Source organism: Glaciimonas sp. PCH181, from assembly GCF_003056055.1.
Taxonomy (GTDB): Bacteria; Pseudomonadota; Gammaproteobacteria; order Burkholderiales; family Burkholderiaceae_D; genus Glaciimonas.
This window is the reverse complement of record NZ_PYFP01000001.1, coordinates 2148607-2168926: the sequence shown is the minus strand read 5'-3', so window position 1 is coordinate 2168926 and position 20320 is coordinate 2148607. Positions and strand designations below refer to the sequence as shown.

The 20320-nt window shown below is 51.0% G+C and carries 18 protein-coding genes; 10 read left to right on the top strand and 8 right to left on the bottom strand.

Translation table 11 applies throughout. The features are described 5' to 3' along the window. The first annotated feature begins 220 nt into the window (after window positions 1-220). From C7W93_RS10045 to C7W93_RS10035, 3 genes are all read left to right on the top strand, one after another. Window positions 221-982, top strand: coding sequence for a sulfite exporter TauE/SafE family protein (locus C7W93_RS10045; protein ID WP_108439877.1), 762 nt, complete (start codon window positions 221-223; stop codon window positions 980-982). A 235-nt stretch (window positions 983-1217) separates the two neighbouring features. Continuing rightward, window positions 1218-1802 (top strand): DUF4126 domain-containing protein, encoded by a 585-nt coding sequence (locus tag C7W93_RS10040; protein WP_108439876.1) that lies wholly within the window; start codon window positions 1218-1220, stop codon window positions 1800-1802. Then, the gene (locus C7W93_RS10035; protein WP_108439875.1) at window positions 1799-4300 is read left to right on the top strand and encodes an ABC transporter permease; all 2502 of its coding nucleotides are present in this window, start codon (window positions 1799-1801) and stop codon (window positions 4298-4300) included. The genes C7W93_RS10040 and C7W93_RS10035 overlap by 4 nt, the downstream gene beginning before the upstream one ends. A 160-nt stretch (window positions 4301-4460) precedes the next feature. On the opposite strand, the gene C7W93_RS10030 is transcribed toward C7W93_RS10035, so the two are convergent. The 3 genes from C7W93_RS10030 to C7W93_RS10020 all read right to left on the bottom strand — a co-directional run bounded on the left by C7W93_RS10030 (window position 4461) and on the right by C7W93_RS10020 (window position 5919). Further along, window positions 4461-4925: a hemerythrin domain-containing protein gene (locus C7W93_RS10030; protein ID WP_108439874.1), complete on the bottom strand. Its 465-nt coding sequence runs from the start codon at window positions 4923-4925 to the stop codon at window positions 4461-4463. 218 nt (window positions 4926-5143) lie between these two features. After that, complete coding sequence (locus C7W93_RS10025; RefSeq protein ID WP_108439873.1) at window positions 5144-5413, bottom strand: hypothetical protein; 270 nt, start codon at window positions 5411-5413, stop codon at window positions 5144-5146. 149 nt (window positions 5414-5562) lie between these two features. Next, the gene (locus C7W93_RS10020; protein WP_108439872.1) at window positions 5563-5919 is read right to left on the bottom strand and encodes a hypothetical protein; all 357 of its coding nucleotides are present in this window, start codon (window positions 5917-5919) and stop codon (window positions 5563-5565) included. Between the two features lie 332 nt (window positions 5920-6251). Between C7W93_RS10020 and C7W93_RS10015 the strand changes: the two genes are divergently transcribed. Together C7W93_RS10015 and C7W93_RS10010 are read left to right on the top strand one after the other, a co-directional pair. After that, a complete protein-coding gene (locus C7W93_RS10015) occupies window positions 6252-6674 on the top strand; it encodes a group II truncated hemoglobin (RefSeq protein WP_201747244.1) in 423 nt (140 codons plus the stop codon). A gap of 77 nt (window positions 6675-6751) precedes the next feature. Next, window positions 6752-8230 (top strand): DNA recombination protein RmuC, encoded by a 1479-nt coding sequence (locus C7W93_RS10010; RefSeq protein WP_201747185.1) that lies wholly within the window; start codon window positions 6752-6754, stop codon window positions 8228-8230. 112 nt (window positions 8231-8342) lie between these two features. On the opposite strand, the gene glp is transcribed toward C7W93_RS10010, so the two are convergent. The 3 genes from glp to moaA form a co-directional block, all read right to left on the bottom strand. After that, the gene (gene glp, locus C7W93_RS10005; RefSeq protein ID WP_108439871.1) at window positions 8343-9689 is read right to left on the bottom strand and encodes a gephyrin-like molybdotransferase Glp; all 1347 of its coding nucleotides are present in this window, start codon (window positions 9687-9689) and stop codon (window positions 8343-8345) included. Beyond that, window positions 9689-10297, bottom strand: coding sequence for a molybdenum cofactor guanylyltransferase MobA (gene mobA / locus C7W93_RS10000; protein WP_201747243.1), 609 nt, complete (start codon window positions 10295-10297; stop codon window positions 9689-9691). Before mobA ends, glp begins: the two co-directional genes overlap by 1 nt. A 121-nt stretch (window positions 10298-10418) precedes the next feature. Further along, window positions 10419-11528, bottom strand: coding sequence for a GTP 3',8-cyclase MoaA (gene moaA / locus C7W93_RS09995; RefSeq protein ID WP_108440584.1), 1110 nt, complete (start codon window positions 11526-11528; stop codon window positions 10419-10421). 30 nt (window positions 11529-11558) lie between these two features. Between moaA and C7W93_RS25255 the strand changes: the two genes are divergently transcribed. Next, window positions 11559-11690, top strand: a complete 132-nt coding sequence (locus tag C7W93_RS25255; RefSeq protein ID WP_255419124.1) for a hypothetical protein — start codon at window positions 11559-11561, stop codon at window positions 11688-11690. Window positions 11691-11777: 87 nt separating this feature from the next. On the opposite strand, the gene C7W93_RS09990 is transcribed toward C7W93_RS25255, so the two are convergent. After that, window positions 11778-15044 (bottom strand): Rne/Rng family ribonuclease, encoded by a 3267-nt coding sequence (locus C7W93_RS09990; protein WP_108439869.1) that lies wholly within the window; start codon window positions 15042-15044, stop codon window positions 11778-11780. A 605-nt stretch (window positions 15045-15649) separates the two neighbouring features. On the opposite strand from C7W93_RS09990, the gene C7W93_RS09985 reads away from it, so the two are divergent. From C7W93_RS09985 to C7W93_RS09970, 4 genes are all read left to right on the top strand, one after another. Further along, window positions 15650-16804: an RluA family pseudouridine synthase gene (locus C7W93_RS09985; RefSeq protein ID WP_370446416.1), complete on the top strand. Its 1155-nt coding sequence runs from the start codon at window positions 15650-15652 to the stop codon at window positions 16802-16804. Between the two features lie 105 nt (window positions 16805-16909). After that, window positions 16910-17569: an HAD-IA family hydrolase gene (locus C7W93_RS09980; protein ID WP_108439868.1), complete on the top strand. Its 660-nt coding sequence runs from the start codon at window positions 16910-16912 to the stop codon at window positions 17567-17569. Between the two features lie 23 nt (window positions 17570-17592). Beyond that, a complete protein-coding gene (locus tag C7W93_RS09975) occupies window positions 17593-17985 on the top strand; it encodes a Rieske (2Fe-2S) protein (protein ID WP_108439867.1) in 393 nt (130 codons plus the stop codon). 65 nt (window positions 17986-18050) lie between these two features. Next, on the top strand, window positions 18051-19001 hold the full coding sequence (locus C7W93_RS09970; protein ID WP_108439866.1) for a S49 family peptidase: 951 nt from the start codon (window positions 18051-18053) through the stop codon (window positions 18999-19001). 505 nt (window positions 19002-19506) lie between these two features. Here the strand turns inward: C7W93_RS09970 and C7W93_RS09965 are convergent. Continuing rightward, a complete protein-coding gene (locus tag C7W93_RS09965; protein WP_108439865.1) occupies window positions 19507-20259 on the bottom strand; it encodes an SAM-dependent methyltransferase in 753 nt (250 codons plus the stop codon). Window positions 20260-20320 lie beyond the last annotated feature (61 nt).

Sequence of the window (20320 nt, the reverse complement as noted above, 5' to 3'; positions counted from 1 at the left end):
AATTATTGTTATTAGTGGATTATTCTGGTCGGCGTTGCAGATTTTTTGGCAACGCCGCTATTTATTGCACTGCAAATGCGCTGATGCCCGCGTCATCGACGCTGATCTGACCTGCTAATATGTGCAGGGCGTTTCCTGCCCCATTCTTCACAGTCGTAGCTTTCATTGCCTTCGCTGTATCTCATTCCCACGCTATTGTTTTTACGAATCGGCGCGCCACATGTTTGATGTCATTCTGTTTTTTTGCGGCAATGTGCTGCTCGGCGCTGTTTTAGGTGCATTTGGTGGTTTGTTTGGCATCGGTGGCGGCTTAATCGCGATTCCGGTGCTGGGTATGTTGTATGGCATGGATCAACAGTTAGCGCAGGGCACCGCGTTGGTGATGATCGCGCCTAACGTTTTGATCGGCTTTTGGCGCTATCGCCAACGTAATAGTCTGGATTTGCGCGCTGCCAGTGTGCTCGGCGGTTCTGCCGTATTCGTGACGTATTTAAGCGCATGGTATGCGACGGTAATCAGCGCCGGTACGCTGCATTTTGCCTTCAATCTGTTTATGGAAGTATTGGGCTGTTATTTATTGTGGAATGTATTGCGCCGTAAGTCGCTAAAGCCAGCACGAGCCCCATTGGGGCAACGTTACTTGCCGGTAGTTGGCGTGGTGGGCGGCGCAGTGTCCGGCTTTTTTGGTGTCGGCGGCGGAGTGATCGCACCGCCTGCGTTGGTCGGGTTTTTCGGTATGACGCAAACGGCTGCGCAAGGCATGGCGTTGGCGCTAGTATCGCCGGGTGCGGTGATCGCCTTATTTACGTATGCATACGCTGGGCATGTGGATTGGAAAATCGGGATTCCGCTGGCGATTGGCGGCATATTCAGCGTTTCTGCGGGCGTGGCATTGGCACATAAATTACCGGAACGGCGTTTGAGGTTATGCTTCAGCATTGCATTGATTGTGCTAGCAGCGTGGTTGTTGTTGCGTGGTTAATGTGGATGGGCTCGACAATCCCATTGATGTCGCTATGCGATGCCAATTTACGACGATTGTATATGCCATCTTCACAGAGTTCGAAGCAGTTCTTGCTGGCCTGCGGATGTTGGCCTATCGTATATATACCGTATCTATTAGTTAAGTTTTTTGCTCGACAGGTAACACCTTATCGGGTGCTAAAGTAAACGTTTAGCGCGCTAGTCAGATGTCCCCGTTGTAGCTAGGAGACGACATGATCGAATCACTTTCGACTGCAGCGATGGCAGCTGGTTTGTCCTGGGCCAGTGGCATTCGTTTATATATGGCGTTGTTCGTCGCTGGTTTGTTCGCCAATTTAGGATGGATTACGCTTCCCCATGCGCTGAATGTTTTGCAGTCGCCCTGGGTACTTGGCGTCACGGGCTTATTGACGGCGATTGAGTTTTTAGCCGATAAAATTCCCGGTCTGGATTCAGTCTGGGATGCGGTTCAGACCTTTATCAGGATTCCTGCCGGTGCGGTTCTCAGTGCGGCTGCGATGGGACATATGGACCCGGCGTGGACGACTGTGGCGGCGCTGATCGGCGGGACTTTTGCCGCCAGCGCGCATGCTACCAAGGCTGGCAGCCGGGCGATGATCAATACTTCACCCGAACCTTTAAGCAACTGGGCCGCTTCATTCACAGAAGATTTGACCGTGCTGGGCGCATTATGGGCAGCGTTTTATCACCCGTTGCTGCTGTTTGGATTTTTGCTGGTATTCTTTATTTTTGCAATCTGGTTGTTGCCCAAGTTGTGGCGTAGTCTGCGCTGGGTTTTTCAAAGGCTTAGTACATGATTCAGCAGTCTCTACGCATGACCCAACGCGATTGGCGGGCGGGTGAATTACGGTTTTTATTAGTAGCATTGATTGTGGCGGTAGCGGCCTTATCCTCGGTCGGATTTTTTGTAGACCGGATGCGGGCTGGATTAACCCGCGATGCGCATCAATTACTCGGTGCCGATTTACTGATTGCTGCCGACCAACCGGTCAACCCCAGTTGGCGTGCCGAAGCACAACGGCGCGGTCTGACAATTGCCGACACGATCGTATTTCCCAGCATGGCCTTGGCTGGTGAGGGCGACGATGCGCGTTCTCAATTAGCATCGTTGAAGGCCGTTTCCAACGGTTATCCCTTGCGCGGCAATCTGCGTATCGCTGATAAGCCTGACAATAATGGCGTCCTTACGCGCACTGTTCCTGCCAAGGGCACAGTATGGGTCGATCAGAATATCCTCACTGCATTAAACCTGCCGATCGGCGCGTCGCTCAAACTCGGCGATAGTAGTTTTACGATTGCCCATATTCTGGCAGTTGAGCCGGATCGTGGCAGCGGCTTCGTCAATTTTTCGCCACGCGTAATGTTATCGATGGCCGATCTGGTAGCGACCCATTTGGTGCAAGACGGTTCACGCGTTACTTATCGTTTGCTGCTGGCGGGGGCTGCGCCTGCAACGCAGGCATTTCAGGATTGGGTAGAGACCGCGATTGCACGCGATAACGTCAAAGGTGTGCGGATAGAATCACTGGAAAATGGTCGTCCCGAGATGCGGTCTACATTGGATCGGGGCGAGCAGTTTCTGTCTTTGGTAAGCTTGTTATCCGCAATGCTGGCGGCGGTTGCCATTACGATGGCGGCGCGGCGTTTTATGCTTCGTCACTTGGATGCTTGCGCGATGTTGCGCTGTCTGGGTTTGACCCAGAATCAGGTCACGCAGCTCTATCTGTATGAGTTTTTATTGATCGGCTTGGTTGGCAGCATTCTTGGTGCGCTGGTGGGTTTTGGGGCGCATTTTGTGTTGCTGGAATGGCTGGGAAAATTTGTATCGCATGATTTGCCTGCTGCCAGCGTCATCCCCGGATTGCAGGGCATTGCTACCGGCTTGCTGTTGCTGCTGGGGTTTGCGCTGCCGCCGATTTTGCAGCTTCGCAATGTCCCGCACAATCGTGTGATCCGGCGCGAGCAAGATGCACCGCAAGCGATGGTGCTGGCCACCTATGGCTTAGGCACACTGACCTTTATCGGGTTGCTGTTATGGCAAGCGGGCGACGTTAAATTAGGCTTGCTGACAGCGCTTGGATTTTTGGGTGGGTTTGCGGCCTTTGCGTTGATTTCCTGGCTGGCATTGAAGTCATTACGGTATTTGCGTGGCGCACTAAAACATCCTAGCTGGCGCTTTGCGCTGACCGGTTTGCAACGGCGTCCGGGCGCGACCATCGTCCAGATCGTCGCATTAGCGCTAGGCCTGATGGCGCTGTTATTGCTGACGGTGATCCGTGGGGACCTGATCGGAGCGTGGCGTCAGGCGACCCCGCCAGATGCGCCAAATCGCTTCGTGATTAATATTCAGCCGGAACAGGAGAAGGACGTTAACCAGCGGTTGATTGCTGGCGGCGTGCCGCAGCCGAATATGTATCCGATGATTCGTGGCCGCCTGACCGAAATCAATGACAAGGCTATCACCGCTGCAACTTACACTGAAGATCGGGCGCAGCGTTTGGTGGAGCGTGAATTTAACTTGTCGACGATGGCCGATGTTCCGCCAAAAAATAACCTCGTCGCGGGCACCTGGTATAAGGATGATCAACCAGAGGCGTCGGTGGAAGAAGGGTTGGCAAAGACCTTAAATCTAAAACTCGGCGATAAATTGACCTTTGATATCGCCGGACAAACGGTCAGCGCACCGATTACCAGCTTGCGTAAATTGGAGTGGGGCTCGATGCAGGTGAATTTCTTCGTGATTCTGAATCCTAAGGCGATGGTGGATATGCCAAGGACCTGGATTACGGCGTTCCATTTGCCGCCTGCGCATAGCAATCTCGGGAATCAATTGACGCGTGACTTTCCGAACCTGACGGTGGTGGATATCGGCAGCATCATCAAGCAATTGCAAGACGTAATCGATCAGGTTGTTGCTGCGGTGGAGTTTCTGTTTTTGTTTACGTTGGCCTCGGGTGGACTGGTGTTGTATGCAGCGTTGTTGAGTTCGCAAGGGGAACGCACGCGCGAAGCCGGATTGCTGCGCGCTTTGGGCGCGACCAGAAAACAGTTATCGCATGCGCAATGGATTGAGTTTGCATTGATTGGTTGTCTGGCCGGGTTTTTGGCGGCTAGCGGTGCGGCTGCGACAGGATGGGCGTTGGCGCATTACGTGTTCAGCTTTACCTGGACTTTCAGTCCGTGGATTTGGATTGCCGGCATGGCGATCGGCGCGGCTTGTACGTTTATTGGCGGCTGGATAGGATTGCGCAGCGTGCTGTCGCGACCGCCTTTGGAGACCTTACGCGAGGCTTGAATCTGTCTGTAATCGAGCTGTAATCCGTTACCGTTGAAAGCAATAAAAACGGCCCGTTCTGGTCCGTTTTTATTACTTAAGAATTCGGTAGGTTACAGACGAATCGTAGAATCCTCGCCGCAAATGTCACGCTGAATGATTGTCATTCTTTTGCATACTATTAAAGCGCTTCGCCCTGTAAATCTGCTTTGAGAGCGCTCATTTCTTCTCCCAGTTCGACCAGGTCAAGCTTGCTTTTTTTGGCTTTAGGAAACATGTCGGTTTCTTCTTCCTCGACATGGTGTTCAATTTGTTCTGACAAGACGTGGACTTTTGCATCGTAAAGATCGTCGCCCGGATCCATCATTTCAATTTCTGCGATCAAGTCCTTGGCGCTGGCATGTTCTACCAGCGCCTCATCCATCAGATCATCCTCTCCAATCGCTTTTCGCACCGCAGGATAGAAAATCTTTTCCTCTATCTGCGTATGTAATGTCAGCGCCTCGCAAATCTGATCGGCGAGTTGTTTTTTCTTGGCCTTTGATCGATCTGTCAGATCTTCGAATTGTTTGAACATCGCTTTAACGTCTTTATGGTCTTTGACCAGCATACTGACGGCATCTTTTGCGGAGTTTGCGTTTTTCATAGCCTATCCTTTCAAAGGGACGAAGAGCACTATTTTTCAAGGGTCCGGGGGCCAGGCAGGGAACGGAGCACACGGAGTTGTCGCGTGTCGTGTCGATTGCCTAAAACCTGCCTAAGTAAGATTAAAAACCAGATGTAGATGAGATACGGCACAGGCCGCGTCCATGCATTCCGGAAGCGACCTTTAGCCTGAAGAAATGTGATGCACCTAACTTCTTATTAATGCTTGGTATCAACTTTTTCAGTGCCGTCCGGATTCAGCGTTGATTGGGACATATTGTTTTTTTGCATTTTTTTCTTCATATGCTTTTTCTTGGTCATATCGCTTTTGCTCATGCTGCTGCCGGTGCTTGCGTCGTCAGTGGCGGTTTTGCCCATACCGCTGCTTGGCATGGATTGAGCATCCGGTTGCGTCGTGTTTTGCGCAAACGTCGGAAGAGTCGTGCTAGCGACCAGGGCGGCGAAGGACAGCATTAAGATTTTCTTCATTTGTTGCTCCTATTAAATAGTGTAAATAATGCACGCGGCGAGGTGCTAATCGTCGATAAGTCAACGCTGTGATGCGTTATCGAAAAATTATCTGCTCCATGTTAAGGAGCAGATGGACGGAGATGTGCCTGCAGAAACAGTGAGTTCAGTTAGTTCTCACTGCGATTGAATAGCTTTGCGAGAACGTAGCCTAAAGCTAACGCTAATCCGATAGAAACGGCCGGGCTCTCACGTACATAGCGGCGGCCAGTTTCTGCGTAACGTTGATAAGTTTCGGTTAATTCGTGCGTGCGCTGGGCTAATTTTTCAGTAGCCACGGTGAGCGCGCTGGACACTTGATCGACGCCGGTATGCGCATTGGCAGCAAGATTGTCAACGGCGGGTTTAGCGTTTTCGGCGGCTTTGTCAATGCCATGGTGCAAGTCATCGCTTTTGTCTTTGATGCGGGATGCTACGCCATCGCGTAGTTGGTTAACATTCCCTTCGCTGTCTGATATTGAATTCATGATCAATTTCCTTTCGAAGAAAATTTGGGTACTTTTGAGTAGATTTCTTTGCTCGGCTGGCTTGCCAAGAAACGTTGCCGTGCTTCTAACAACTGAGATAGTAAATATGACTACTTGCAGCAATACTTGCGATACTGAGGTTGAGTAAATAGTAGTAGATGCATGCGGCCGGAACTATCAGTGAAATGCTTGTCTTCCCGTAGGAAACAATAACGTGTGCTGGTTTTTTTGACCTACAAGAGGATATTGGAGAGGGGGATGTGGGCTGTCCGAATATTTCAACGCGGGTTGCGTTATCATTCCGTTCTATGACTATTGATAAAAATTCCTCTATTACCGACCTTACCGCAGAGTCGGCACAACCGCCTTCTCTGTATGCGCTAATCGGCGGCGGCGAACGTTTGCGTGAACTAGTTGATCGCTTTTACGATTTAATGGATCTGGAACCTGATTTTGCCGGTATTCGGGTATTGCATCCGACTTCGCTGGATGGTTCTCGGGATAAATTCTTTTGGTTTTTGTCGGGCTGGAGTGGCGGCCCCGATTTATTTGTTGAGCGGTTTGGTCATCCTCGATTGCGCGCGCGCCATTTACCGTATGCGATTGCCACGCCAGAGCGGGATCAATGGCTGCGTTGTATGGCATTGGCGATGCAGGACGTCGGAATGGATGAGGGATTGCAGCAGCGTTTGCTGGCCTCTTTTTTTGATACTGCGGATTGGATGCGCAACAAAGCCGATAAGGTCGAGGCTTAAATCTCGTGCTCTCGTGCTGAGTCAGCATATTTTTTCAACGGGTTGCCGATGCAGCCCCTTTTTTTTGAATCGACCCCATGACGTCAACTGCGTTAATTGTTTTATTTATTCTTGCGATCATCATCGTCGCGCTGCAAGTGTTTACCATTTTCCGCAGCAATCGCAGCGGTGCCGATGCCGATTCTCATCTGCTGCAATTGACGCAGTTAAAAGATGATTTGCTGCGTCGCCAGCAAGATATCGCCGAGCGCAATGAACGCGAACTGCGTGATCAGGTGCAAACCAGTGCGCAGGGTACGCGTCAGGAAATCGGCGCAAGTTTTGGACAATTGCAACAGACGCTGGTGGCGCAAATGACCAGCGTCGCCACACTACAAAATAGTCAAATCGATGCTTTCGCGCAGCAACTAGTCCGACTCAATGAAACGAATGCACAGCAACTCGACAGCATGCGGCTGGCGATGCATCAGCAAGCGCAGACCAGTCGTGAAGAGCAGGCTTTGTCGTTGCAGCGTTTTGGTGAGACGTTAAATCAGACTTTGGCGACACTGACTGAATCGAATGCCCAACGCATGTCCGAAATCCGAACGACGCTTGAAGCTAAAATTAAAGACTTGCAAAATGACAACGGTTTGCGGTTGGAAGAAATGCGTAAGACGGTGGATGAGAAACTCCACGCCACCCTAGAAAAACGGCTGGGAGAATCGTTCCAGATCGTCTCTGACCGTTTGGAAAAAGTACATCAGGGTTTAGGTGAAATGCAGCAATTGGCGATTGGTGTCGGCGATTTAAAGCGGGTTCTGACGAACGTCAAAACCCGTGGAACGTGGGGTGAAGTTCAGCTTGAAATGCTGTTGGAGCAGGTCTTGACGCCAGAGCAATATGCGAAAAATGTCGAGACTGTTCCGGGCAGCGGAGAGCGGGTTGAGTTCGCGATCAAATTGCCAGGAAGCGATGATGGCAATACGCCTGTTTGGATGCCGATTGATGCCAAATTTCCGAAGGAGCAGTACGAGCGTCTATCGGAGGCGGCTGATCGTGCGGATGCGGAAGGCGTCGCCTTGGCTGGACGTGAGTTAGAGCGCGCGGTGCGCGGTGAAGCTAAAACCATCGCTGAAAAATATCTGTCGCCGCCGCTTACTACTGATTTTGCAATTCTCTTTTTGCCGACTGAAGGTTTGTATGCAGAAGTCATGCGGCGTCCCGGTTTGTCCGACGATTTGCAGCGCATTCATCGTATCAGCATCGCTGGCCCATCGACGTTATCGGCGCTGCTGAACAGTTTGCAGATGGGATTCAGAACGTTGGCGTTAGAGAAGCGTTCGTCGGAAGTCTGGCAAGTATTGGGTGCGGTTAAGACCGAATTCAGTAAATTTGGCGACGTCTTGGCCGCAACCAAATTGACCCTTGAGCGCGCTGCAAAAAATATCGATCAGGCTGAAGTGCGTAGTCGGCAAATGGCGCGTAAATTGAAATCGGTGGAGGCAATGCCGAGCGAAGCCGCACAAATATTGCTAGGTAAGGACACCGCGCAATTGCAAGACGAAGAAATTTGATTCGAGGAATTTTGATCTTTGCACTGCCGTCAATGCTGTCACGACAGTGCAAAGTAAACATTCAGCGTATTCAGCCTGACTTAAGTCACATCGAGTACAAGCGAAGTGTGATTTAAATCAAGCCATCAAACAAAATCACATCTACCTGATCACCAATTCCAACATCGCTTTGATTATGCGCTAAAACGATCATGCAATTGGCTTCGGCCATTGAGCGCAGAATCCCTGAACCCTGGGCGCCTGTTGGTTTGACCGACCATTCACCGTTGGTTTGACGTGACAATATGCCGCGCTGATATTCGGTACGTCCCGGCTTTTTTCGTATGGCCGATGCAGACGATACTTGCATGAGTGGCAGAGGTGCAGGATGCGCTCCCATCAAGTGATGTAAGGCATCGCGTGCAAAAAAATAAAACGACACCATCACGGCGACCGGATTGCCGGGAAGACCAAAAAAAACTGCCGGTTTGCCAGAGCTGTTAATGGTGCCAAACGCCAGCGGGCGACCGGGGCGCATGCCGATTTTCCAGAATGCGACCTCACCTAATTTGGCCATCATTTGCCGCGTGTGGTCTGCATCGCCAACGGAGACGCCGCCGGAAGTAATAATCGCATCGGCATTTTCAGCGGCGTTAATGAATGCCGCTTCCAAAGCAGCCGGATCGTCAGCTACGACGCCGATATCGATGATGTCGCAGCCTAAGCGGGTCAGCATGCCGTACAGCGTGTAGCGATTGGAGTCATAGACACAGCCGGGATCGAGCACTTCACCGACCGACCGCAATTCATCCCCAGTGGAAAAGAAAGCGACGCGCAAACGTCGTTGAACGGGGATTTCAGCGATCCCTAATGAGGCTAACAGGCCAAGATCGGCCGGACGCAAAATGCGTCCCTTTTTTAATGCCGCAGCGCCGACTTGCAAGTCTTCTCCGGCCAGACGGCGGTTGGCGCCAGCCTTCACCGCACCGAACGCAATCGTGATTGCTTTGGAAGACGTAGCATCGCTAGCGTGGTCGATGACGCTGACAAACTCCTGAGGAATCACCGTATCGAGACCCACCGGCATTAATGCCCCTGTCATGATGCGTATCGCCTGACCGTTGCCGACTGTGCCTTCATAGGCCCATCCTGCGTGCGCCGTACCGATGACTTCTAATACCGTGGCACCTTCTGCGCGCAAATCCTCGCCGTGAAACGCGTAGCCATCCATGGCCGAATTATCGTGCGCGGGGACATTGATAGGCGAAATAATATCGGTAGCAAGTACCCGATCAAGTGCGCTGCGGATGGCCACCTTTTCCATCGCATTGATGGGGCTGATGCAGTTGCGGATAATGGCTTGCGCGTGGGTGACTTGTAATGCTTCCGGATCGTAATCGGAAACGCAACTGATCGCCTGCGTTAATGCTGATGCTGGAGGAGGTGTCGCCGGAGTATCGGATGGGATGCGCTTTGTCATTAGTTGTTATCTGCTTCACGTAATTCATCGGGCGTATTGATATTGCGAAATGCCAGTGCATCGGCGAATAGCACTTCTGTGTAATGCTGACGTCGATACCAGGTTTCGATTTTACGTCCCCCTTCATCTAAAAACTGTGTCAAATCGGTAATTAATGCCGACTTTAACAACATGAACACTGGTTGTGCTTGTTTTTTATCGCCATGTTGGTCGACGACAGTGGTTGCGGCGACAGCAAGATCAGCATCGGCACTTTCAAATGCTGCCGATAATTGCGACACCAGATCCACAGGTAAGAAGGGCGAGTCGCAGGGAGCTATAACCAAATAAGGCGTTTGACAGTGGCGCAGCCCAGCCTGTATTCCGGCCAAAGGACCGGAAAAATCGGTATTTTCATCAGGCAAAACCGGCACGCCGAAGGCAGCATAGGCATCTAGATTACGGTTGGCGTTGATCATCAGCGCGCCGACTTGCGGCGTTAATTTGGAGATCACGTGCGCGACCATCGTCATGCCGTTGAGTGTTTGCAATCCTTTGTCGACACCGCCCATGCGACTGCCGCGGCCACCGGCGAGAATAAGTCCTGTGATCTGATCGGGCTGCATAATGGCGGTGGTCCGGATAGAGGCTATGAATGAAGACGCGAGGACGCGTCAGTTTAAAGTCTGGGTAGAGGCTAAGGTCTGAGATAGAGATGACCAAAGTTGGTCGAACGGAGGTTACTTGGAATTATCCGCCGATGTACGACATTTCTACTTTTTTTCTTGGCGGAGCCAGTCCGTCAGTGTTTAGAGTGCGTAGTTCTGAGTAGCGGTCATTTCTGACGCGCCATAGTTGGCCGATGACGGTCGAGAGTTCTGCATCGCTGCCATTGCCACGCAATAAGGCCCGTAAATCGTGCCCCTCAGTGGCGAATAAACAAGTGTACAACTTACCTTCGGTCGATAATCGCGCACGACTGCAATCGCTACAGAAGGCTTGCGTGACGCTGGAAATCAAGCCGATTTCACCGTCACCGTCTTGATAGCGCCAGCGTTGGGCGGTTTCGCCGGTGTAATTGGCGGCTAACGGCGCCATCGGGAAAACGTTTTGCAGACGTTGGATGACTTCTGCGGAAGGCACGACCTCGTCCATTTTCCAACCATTTGAAGTACCAACATCCATGTATTCGATAAATCGCAGAATGAATGGCGATGTCTTGAAATAACGTGCCATCGGCAAAATTTCCTGATCGTTGACACCACGCTTAACGACCATATTGACTTTAATCGGTCCAAGTCCAACCTGATGCGCCATGTCGAGTCCATGCAATACGTCAGCTACAGGGAAATCGGCATCGTTCATCTTTTTAAAGATGTTTTCGTCGATTGCATCCAGCGACACAGTGACACGATTTAGTCCGGCATCCTTGAGCGACTGTGCCTTTTTTGCCAGCAGCGAACCATTGGTGGTAAGCGTCAGATCGATATCTTTTCCGTCTGGCGTTCTTAGTGCACTGAGCTTCTCGATTAACTTTTCGATATGTTTACGTAGCAATGGCTCGCCGCCGGTCAGGCGGATTTTCTGAACGCCATGCGCGACAAAAAGACTCGCTAAACGGGTAATTTCTTCGAATGACAGAAGATCCGTGTGCGGTAGGAATGTGTAATTTTTATCAAAAACTTCTCGTGGCATGCAATACACGCAGCGGAAATTGCAGCGATCGGTCACTGAGATGCGCAAGTCATGCAAGGGCCGTCCTGAAACATCCGTTATCAAACCGGTAGGGGTTTCAAGGGTGGTCGGAAGACCGGGAGGAAGCAGTCGTTGATCGATCAGCGGGATGACTTTTTTAGTCATAGTGTCTATCTGAAAAATACTGGAAATGGCATGCAACTTTACCTCTTTGCGCTATGGATAGATCTTTACGCAAGATACCACGGTGGCAAATTCTTGGTGCTCGGCGACGAAATTCTGGACGATAAAAAAGGGAGTTTTTCTACTCCCTCTTTGTCTTTCTAACGCAGATTTAGTCAGTGGGGAAGAGCGTTGCCTACCCGCCCTTATCATCCCACTAATTAATCGATCTTCTGCACGTTCATATGCAACTTATTGCCGATGCTCGGTTTCGATCTGGACCAATGGTTCATCCACTAACACTGGTTGCGGTTTGCGTTCACGTGGAGCACGCGGTGCAACCACGATGTTAGCTGCTGCTTCCTGCGCTGCACGTAATTTAGCTGGATCGGTCGCTGCCAATGTCAAACCGGCAGAGGCCAATACGCTTTGCAAATCATCGACTGGAGATGACGTTGATGAAACGGCTGCTGGCGCTGGGGTCGGTGCTGAAGGAACCGGTTGTGCCACAGCGGCAATTACTGGTTCTGGTTCGACTGCAACCGGTGCAACTGTGGCTGGTGCTGCGGCAGTCGGCGCTGTCGCAACCGGCTCTGCTGCCACTTCTTCAACGACCGCAGGCGCGTGAACTGTTTCGCTTACTTCGTTTACTTCGCTTAACGAAGTTGCTTCAGTTACCTTAGGTGCTTCAATGACTTCTTCCTTTGGTGTCTGGAAAGAAGGCGTTTCAGCAACTTCTGGCAACGCGGCAATGACAGGTGCAGCTGGTATGTCGGCAACTGGTTCAGGAGCATTGACTGCCTCTGCTTCTGCTTCTGTTACTGGGGTTGCCGGCGCTACCGGCGCAGCGAATATTTCTTTCGCGGCTTCTACCTCAGGCTGTGTGTCGATCACTTCAGCAACGGGTGCAACATGCTGCGGAGCGGTTGGTGCAGCGACAGCAACTGTGAGCGGGCTTGGGACAATTGGCGCTGACGCTACAGTTGTTGCAGCCGTTTCGTGCGCTGCTTCTTCCGTACGCTCTTGAGCCGTCACAACATGGGCTAACACTGGCGTTGCAATCAATGCTGCTGCCGCTGTTACTGTGGCGACGGTAGCAACGGTGCTAACTTCTTCATTGGCGGCAACGGCATGGCTAACTTCAATGGTGTTGTTTTCAACAGCATCACCATTCTCGTCTAGCAAGCTTTCGCTACCTTCAACACCGGTCTCGTTCGTATCGCGATCTCTGCGGTTACGGTTGCGGCCACCGCGACGACGACGACGACGTGGTTCTTCGCCTTCTGCTGCTTCGCCTTCGGCACGTGGAGCGCTTGCATCGAACGCTTCGATGTCAGCAGTTTTCGCCGCGACAACTTCTGCTGCAACCAATGGTGTTTCAACAATTGGTGTGCTTGGCAGTGCTTCTTCCTTCTTGACTTCGCTCACAACTTCTTTGCGCTCTTCCCGTGGAGGACGCGGCGCGCGCTCGGCACGTTGGCGACCTTCTGGACGGGCTTCACTAGGCTCGCGTGGCTCTTTTGGTTCACGTGGTGGGCGCGCTTGACGTTGCTGTGCTTTGGCCTCTGCGGCGGCAGCAATTGCGACGTCTGCTACTGCGATTGGCTTTTTAGCACTGTTGGCATTTTCTTCACGTACTTCAACCGGTGCGCCTTCTTCGTCACGATCACGATTACGGCCGCCGCGGCTGCGACCACGCTGGCCACGGCCATTGCGATCGTTGCCACGTTCGGTGCGGTCACGCGCTTGAGGCGGTTTAGCGGCTGTTACAGTTGGTGTAGCAACAACTGTTGTTGCCGGTTTCTTGGTGAAGAACGCGATGATCTTGGCAATCAAACCTTCGCCGGTGTTGGCAATCGTTGGTGCCACGGCCGGTGCGACAGTCACTGGTTTGCGTTCAACGATAGGTGCTGGTTGGTCAGGGGTAATGCCCTTGACGACGGCTTCCTGACGCGGTTTGCCTTCTTCTTTTTGACGCTTGCTGTAACCGATATCGGTGTCAGCTTGCTCTGCCATGTTGTAGCTGGCCTGAGTTTCTTCCAAACGCGGATCGTCATGCTTCAGACGTTCCAGTTTGTAATGAGGGGTTTCCAGATGTTTGTTCGGGATCAAAATCACGGCAACGCGGTGACGTGTTTCGATTTTGAGAATCTCGCCACGCTTTTCATTGAGCAAGAAACCTGCAACATCGACTGGCGCCTGAACATGAATGGCGGCCGAGTTTTCTTTCATTGCTTCTTCCTGGATGATGCGCAGGACTTGCAAGGCGGACGATTCGATATCGCGGATGTGACCCGTACCGTTACAACGTGGGCAGGTTACATGGCTGCCTTCGGATAACGAAGGACGCAGGCGCTGACGGGACAATTCCATCAAGCCGAAGCGTGAAATCTTGCCCATTTGTACACGAGCACGATCGTAGCGCAGCGCATCTTTCAGGCGTGTTTCGACTTCACGCTGGTTCTTCGAATTCTCCATGTCGATGAAGTCGATGACGATCAAACCACCCAAATCGCGTAAACGCAATTGGCGGGCGACTTCTTCAGCCGCTTCGCAGTTGGTGTTAAAGGCCGTGGTTTCGATGTCACTGCCGCGGGTTGCGCGGGCTGAGTTGACGTCGACTGATACCAGGGCTTCGGTGTGATCGATCACAATCGCGCCGCCGGATGGCAATGGCACAGTGCGGGAATAGGCTGTTTCGATCTGATGTTCGATCTGGAAACGCGAAAACAGTGGCACGTCATCGTGGTAGCGCTTGACGCGGTGAACCATGTCCGGCATCACGTGCGCCATGAATTGCTGTGCTTGTTCGTGAATTTCGTCGGTGTCGATCAGGATTTCGCCGATATCCGGTTGGAAATAGTCGCGGATAGCGCGGATGACCAATGACGATTCTTGATAAATCAGGAAAGCGCCGTTACCTTGCGTGCCAGCGCCTTCGATTGCGCGCCAAAGCTGCATCAGGTAATTCAAATCCCATTGTAGTTCGTCAACATTACGGCCAATACCGGCGGTACGGGCAATGACTGACATACCTGATGGCAGGTCCAGCTTGTCCATCGTCTCGCGCAGTTCCTGGCGGTCTTCACCTTCAACGCGACGGGAAACCCCACCACCACGTGGGTTATTAGGCATTAATACCAGGTAGCGACCGGCCAGTGAGACGAAAGAGGTCAGGGCGGCGCCTTTGTTGCCGCGCTCTTCCTTTTCGACCTGGACCATGATTTCCTGGCCTTCGCGCAGGGCTTCTTTAATCGAAGCGCTGCGGACATCGACGCCTTCTTTAAAATAGGTGCGGGCAACTTCTTTGAACGGTAAGAAACCGTGGCGTTCTTCGCCGTAATTGACGAAGCAGGCTTCCAGCGACGGCTCGATACGGGTAATCACACCTTTGTAAATATTGGACTTGCGTTGTTCGCGTCCGGTGGTTTCGATATCGATGTCGATGAGCTTTTGCCCGTCAACAATCGCTACGCGCAATTCTTCTTGCTGCGTAGCATTAAACAACATGCGTTTCATTTTTTCACTCCGTGACCCTGGGGCCATTTTGATGCCGCTTAATATTGCAAAAAAGCAATACTTCCAGCGGCAGAATACAGGGATGTACGCAAGGATGGAGTGTTTGGGAGGCGGGAATTGCCTTGGTGTGTCAGCGCAACGATGTCGCTGAGGGCACAACGGGGCGCGTATGCAGTGACGCCGTATGCTGAACATTACCAGCGCTCACCGTGTCAGTGTCGTGCATAGTGCAATTACACATTGCGAGCATGATATCTGGGGGTGGGCGGCTTGGCAGGTTTAAAAAAAACATTTGTTCAGCAAAAACGGCGTTATGTTCACTACACTTACTAGCGAGCCCGTCACTTACCGCCTCAAACTCTGAGACGTGTGCCGGGCTCGCCAGACTTTATCCTATTCATCCAAACATACTGTCCAACAACCGTGCGCGTTATCCGATGACAACTACGGTGCGACCTTGACTCGCGCAGGGGTGATGCGTACACATTTTTCCATCAAATTTGCAAATTGGCGAGGCTGGTGGAGACGCCCCTGTGTAGAATGGTCTTTTTATTCTTACACCAACAGCCGTTTTGTAACAGCTGTGAAACAATTATATATTCAAAATGAAGGACTTAGCGAGATTTTCTGGCGTAAGGGCTGAGGGGCGCCGTGATGGGCGAACTCAGGGCAAGGCACAGGCGCGGAACCCAGCCGCGACCAAGTATAAAACCGTCCCTCAAAGTAAAGTCATTGAGGCGCCTAATGTGATTAAGAAAGTTGCCGTCGCACCCGCTCCACCCGCCGTTCCAGTCATTGCTCCACAGGTGCAATTCGTTACTATTTCAGACGAAGAAGCAGGTCAGCGGATTGATAACTATTTATTACGTGTTTGCAAGGGCGTGCCGAAAAGTCATATTTATCGGGTACTGCGCTCAGGCGAGGTACGGGTAAATAAAGGCCGGATTGATCAAATGTATCGATTAATGGCTGGCGATATTTTGCGCGTTCCCCCAATTCGTATCGCGGAGAAAGCCGAGAAAACCGCACCGGGCGCAGAATTTAAAATATTGCTCGAAGATAACCATTTGCTTGTCATCGATAAGCCAGCGGGCGTCGCCGTTCATGGCGGCTCCGGCGTCAGTTATGGGGTCATCGAGCAACTTAGGGCCTCGCGTCCCGATGCCAAATTTCTGGAATTGGTGCACCGGCTGGATCGTGATACGTCGGGTATTTTGTTGTTGGCAAAGAAACGTTCTGCGTTGACTAATTTGCATGAGCAGATGCGCGATGGCGATACAGATAAGCGCTATCTCGTGTTGGTGCAGGGTGATTGGAAAAACGCCCGTCAACATGTAAAGTTGCCTTTACATAAATATACCGCTGCGGACGGCGAACGCCGCGTAAGGGTGCAGGAAGGCGGTCAGGAGTCGCACACCATTTTTAATCTGATCCGACGGTATGGCGATTTTGCCTTGCTTGAGGCGGAATTGAAGACCGGGCGCACGCATCAGATTCGGGTGCATCTTGCCTCTAGCGGTTTTGCGATAGCGGGCGATGACAAATACGGTGATTTTGCGTTAAATCGCGCTTTGCAAAAAGCCGAGGGCGACCGAATTGCATTGAAGCGGATGTTTTTACATGCCTATCAGATAACATTTACGCACCCCGAAAGCGGTAAAGCCGTGACGTTGAAAGCCAAGTTGCCACCGGAGTGTGAACGTTTCCTGAAAAGTTTACCCCAAGTAAGCGTCGCAGCAGAGCAGGCTGAGGGCGATTAAAATGGCGGGCACAGGGCGATCAGGCATTAAGAGTTATTTTGCCGCATCGCCCAAAACCAATTTTCTATAGATTTATAAGGAGCTGGCAAGTTAACTGCCAGAAATATGGCGCGAAAAAGTTTTGATTTAATTGTGTTCGACTGGGACGGCACGTTGATGGACAGCACGGCCACGATCGTCAAATGTATTCAGGCAGCCGCAAAAGATTTAGGCTTATTGGTGCCTGACCGTAAAGCGGCTTCGCATGTGATTGGTCTTGGATTAGCTGAGGCCTTGCAGATGGCATTGCCTGGCTTGGAAGCGCATCTTTATCCTCGCGTAGTTGAGCGTTACCGCTACCATTATCTGGCCCAGGATCAGGATTTAACGCTTTTTGATGGCGTCCGTGAAATGTTGGCCGATCTCTCTCAGCAAGGTTATTTTCTGGCTGTGGCGACGGGCAAAAGCCGGGTTGGATTAAATCGTGCGTTACATGCGACTAATTTGTTGTCGGTATTCGATGCAACGCGATGCGCTGACGAGACTTTTTCCAAGCCGCATCCAGCGATGCTGCAAGAACTAACGCGTGAATTGGGGCAGGATTTGAAGCGTACAGTCATGATCGGGGATACCACGCATGATTTGCAAATGGCTATCAATGCAGGAGCAACGCCGTTAGCTGTCGATTACGGCGCGCATCCGATAATCGAGCTCAATGCCTTGCAACCTGTGTTCACTGCCAGTTCAGTTGTGCAATTACATGCTTGGCTAAATGACAATGGCTAATTGATTGCAGATTGCAGGTTGATATGACAACTAATTTGATACCCATCTGTTCTTCGTCTGAACTGGTTGAGCGTGGTCGGGGAGTGCGCTTCGCGGTCCGTGTGGATGGGCAAGCGGCCACTGCCTTTGTGGTGCGATATGACAACATGGCCCATGGTTATTTGAATCGTTGTGCGCATGTGCCGATAGAATTGGATTGGAACGAGGGCGATTTTTTTGAGTCCAGCGGCTTATATATAATGTGCGCCACACACGGCGCCGTGTACACGCCTGATAAAGGTAAGTGTGTTGGTGGCCCTTGCAAAGGCGCTAGTTTGCGTAAGCTGGCGGTTGAAGAAAACGATAATCAGGTATTCTGGCGTCCTGACGACTATGTCAATGCACCCGAAGGGCAGCCGTTTCCTGAAGCAATCTGATTATTCCGACAACATAATTTCTCGGAATGAGCGTAATAACAATTTGTAAAAGCGATATTTAAAATATGGAAAATGCAAAAAAAGAAGGCTGGGAACGGGATTTACTAGAAAAATTGGCAACGGCATCTTTGCGTGAGCAACGTGCGCGTCGCCGCTGGGGAATTTTCTTTAAGCTGGCAACTTTTTGTCTGATCGGCTTTGGTTTTTGGTACGCCGCGCATTACGAGAGCGCCGACACTCCAACAGTTGGCCGACATACCGCGTTGGTTAAACTGAATGGCACTATCGATGCAGATGGCAACGGCTCGGCGAATGTACTGATTCCCGCGCTTGATAATGCATTTGCGGCAAGTGATTCAGTGGGTGTCATTTTACGTATTAATAGTCCTGGCGGTAGTCCTGTGCAGGCGGGAATCATCAATGATGAAATCGGTCGGCTACGCAAAGAATATCCAAAAAAACCGCTCTACGTTGTAGTAGATGAAATGTGCGCTTCTGGTGGTTATTACATCGCTGCCGCTGCTGACAAGATTTATGTCAACAAGGCCAGTATTGTTGGTTCTATAGGCGTCCTGATGGATGGCTTCGGTTTTACTGGCTTGATGGAAAAACTGGGTGTGGAGCGGCGCTTGTTAACGGCTGGCGAGAACAAAGGATTTCTCGATCCATTTAGTCCAATGAGCGAGACACAGAAGGGCTATGCGAAAGAAATGCTGGGCGAAATTCATCAGCAATTTATCGACGTTGTGCGTAAAGGTCGTGGCACGCGTTTGAAAGAAACACCGGAAACATTTTCGGGCTTATTTTGGACCGGCAGCAAGGCTGTTGATATGGGATTGGCAGATGGATTCGGTACTGTCGAAAGCGTCTCCCGCGATATTCTTAAAGCGGAAGATGTTGTCGATTACACGAAGAGTGAAGGTTTGCCTGAGCGCGTGTTGAAGAAGTTTGGCGTAGCGGTTGGCGCAGGTGTTGTCGAGTCAATGATGAGTTCGCAGAAGCCTGTGTTACGTTAATATTATGATAATTGTTTAGTTAATTAAAGACGACTTAGCGAATAAGTCGTCTTGCACTTTCGTAATACTGTCTTATAGTGAAGGTACATTCAGAACAGTTACTTCGGGAGGCGAATATAGAGACCACACTATCGTTAGCCATTCAACAGTAATTTTTTCCGGTACTAAATTGACGGCTCCAAAGCGATACACCCCTTGCGATGGAATGACAATTTGAAGACTGGATACACACTGCATTTAGATGCGGCCCCGAGAAGTTTTCGACTTCTCAAGATTATGTCTTTCGAGACAAGCAAATCCGGCGACAGCGCAATACTGTCGCCGTTTTTCATTTTGTTTGAAGTATCTTGATGTTGATGGGATGCTGATTTTTTCGGTTTGGACGCATGGCCGAGTCTGTTGATTCCCCGCAAAAAAATAAAGCGAAAAACGTTTCGCGCAGAGTCGATTTTCTTGCGCGCATTCCTTCATTAGAATTAATGGCACGCGGAGTAATAATGGCTAATTATTCTGCCAATATTAAAAATACAGTCGGTTTTTTATGAAAATTCGGTGCTTTCTGTGCGTTGATATCGGCTTTCCAGCGTGCTGCACTTTGGGTTTTAATTGTCTCTGACGGCAAAGTCAGATCCGTTGCTACCGAAATTAATGTGTTGGGCTGGCAATGAGTGCTTAGGGCTTCTAACAAAGCAGCGTTGCGATAGGGTGTTTCGATGAAAAGCTGGGTTTGTTTTTCTTGACGAGAGCGTAACTCCAACGCTTTAATGCGCTTGCTCCGCTGTTCGACATCAATCGGCAGATAACCATTAAATGCAAAACTTTGACCATTTAAACCGCTGCTCATTACGGCAAGCAGTAATGATGAGGGGCCGACTAGTGGCCGTACTTGAATACCATGCTCATGCGCCATCCGCACTAAATTTGCGCCGGGATCGGCCACAGCGGGAACGCCCGCTTCCGATACCAGGCCCGCATCTTGTCCGGCCAGAAGCGGTGCTAATAATGCGGGCAGCGCAGAGGCTGGGGTATTGATATTGAGTTCGGCAATACTAATGCTTTGCAATGGTTGGGCCAGCGGATGCGCGACATTAATCAGCTTTAGAAATGCCCTTGCCGTTTTAGCATTTTCTGCGATGAAGTAGCCAAGTTTTGCCGTAATGGCCTGGACGTCAACCGGGATGACAGAGGTCAGTGGATCGCCAACCTCACCGTCGGTTTGTCCTAGCGTATTTGGAATTAAATATAAGATGCCTGCCATGCTAACCTTTGTTTTTAATGAGGTGGGTTGGTGTGCAACGACTATGCGCTGATTGGTGTAG

Excerpts from the sequence above, each read along its gene's own strand:
- C7W93_RS09965 (WP_108439865.1), bottom strand. The coding sequence starts at position 20,259 with ATGGCAGGCATCTTATATTTAATTCCAAATACGCTAGGACAAACCGAC.
- C7W93_RS10020 (WP_108439872.1), bottom strand. The coding sequence starts at position 5,919 with ATGAATTCAATATCAGACAGCGAAGGGAATGTTAACCAACTACGCGAT.
- C7W93_RS10035 (WP_108439875.1), top strand. The coding sequence starts at position 1,799 with ATGATTCAGCAGTCTCTACGCATGACCCAACGCGATTGGCGGGCGGGT.
- C7W93_RS09980 (WP_108439868.1), top strand. The coding sequence starts at position 16,910 with ATGGCGCGAAAAAGTTTTGATTTAATTGTGTTCGACTGGGACGGCACG.
- moaA (WP_108440584.1), bottom strand. The coding sequence starts at position 11,528 with ATGACTAAAAAAGTCATCCCGCTGATCGATCAACGACTGCTTCCTCCC.
- C7W93_RS09975 (WP_108439867.1), top strand. The coding sequence starts at position 17,593 with ATGACAACTAATTTGATACCCATCTGTTCTTCGTCTGAACTGGTTGAG.
- C7W93_RS09990 (WP_108439869.1), bottom strand. The coding sequence starts at position 15,044 with ATGAAACGCATGTTGTTTAATGCTACGCAGCAAGAAGAATTGCGCGTA.
- C7W93_RS10045 (WP_108439877.1), top strand. The coding sequence starts at position 221 with ATGTTTGATGTCATTCTGTTTTTTTGCGGCAATGTGCTGCTCGGCGCT.
- C7W93_RS10010 (WP_201747185.1), top strand. The coding sequence starts at position 6,752 with ATGACGTCAACTGCGTTAATTGTTTTATTTATTCTTGCGATCATCATC.
- C7W93_RS09970 (WP_108439866.1), top strand. The coding sequence starts at position 18,051 with ATGGAAAATGCAAAAAAAGAAGGCTGGGAACGGGATTTACTAGAAAAA.
- C7W93_RS10025 (WP_108439873.1), bottom strand. The coding sequence starts at position 5,413 with ATGAAGAAAATCTTAATGCTGTCCTTCGCCGCCCTGGTCGCTAGCACG.
- C7W93_RS25255 (WP_255419124.1), top strand. The coding sequence starts at position 11,559 with ATGCAACTTTACCTCTTTGCGCTATGGATAGATCTTTACGCAAGATAC.
- C7W93_RS10030 (WP_108439874.1), bottom strand. The coding sequence starts at position 4,925 with ATGAAAAACGCAAACTCCGCAAAAGATGCCGTCAGTATGCTGGTCAAA.
- C7W93_RS10040 (WP_108439876.1), top strand. The coding sequence starts at position 1,218 with ATGATCGAATCACTTTCGACTGCAGCGATGGCAGCTGGTTTGTCCTGG.
- C7W93_RS09985 (WP_370446416.1), top strand. The coding sequence starts at position 15,650 with ATGAAGGACTTAGCGAGATTTTCTGGCGTAAGGGCTGAGGGGCGCCGT.
- glp (WP_108439871.1), bottom strand. The coding sequence starts at position 9,689 with ATGACAAAGCGCATCCCATCCGATACTCCGGCGACACCTCCTCCAGCA.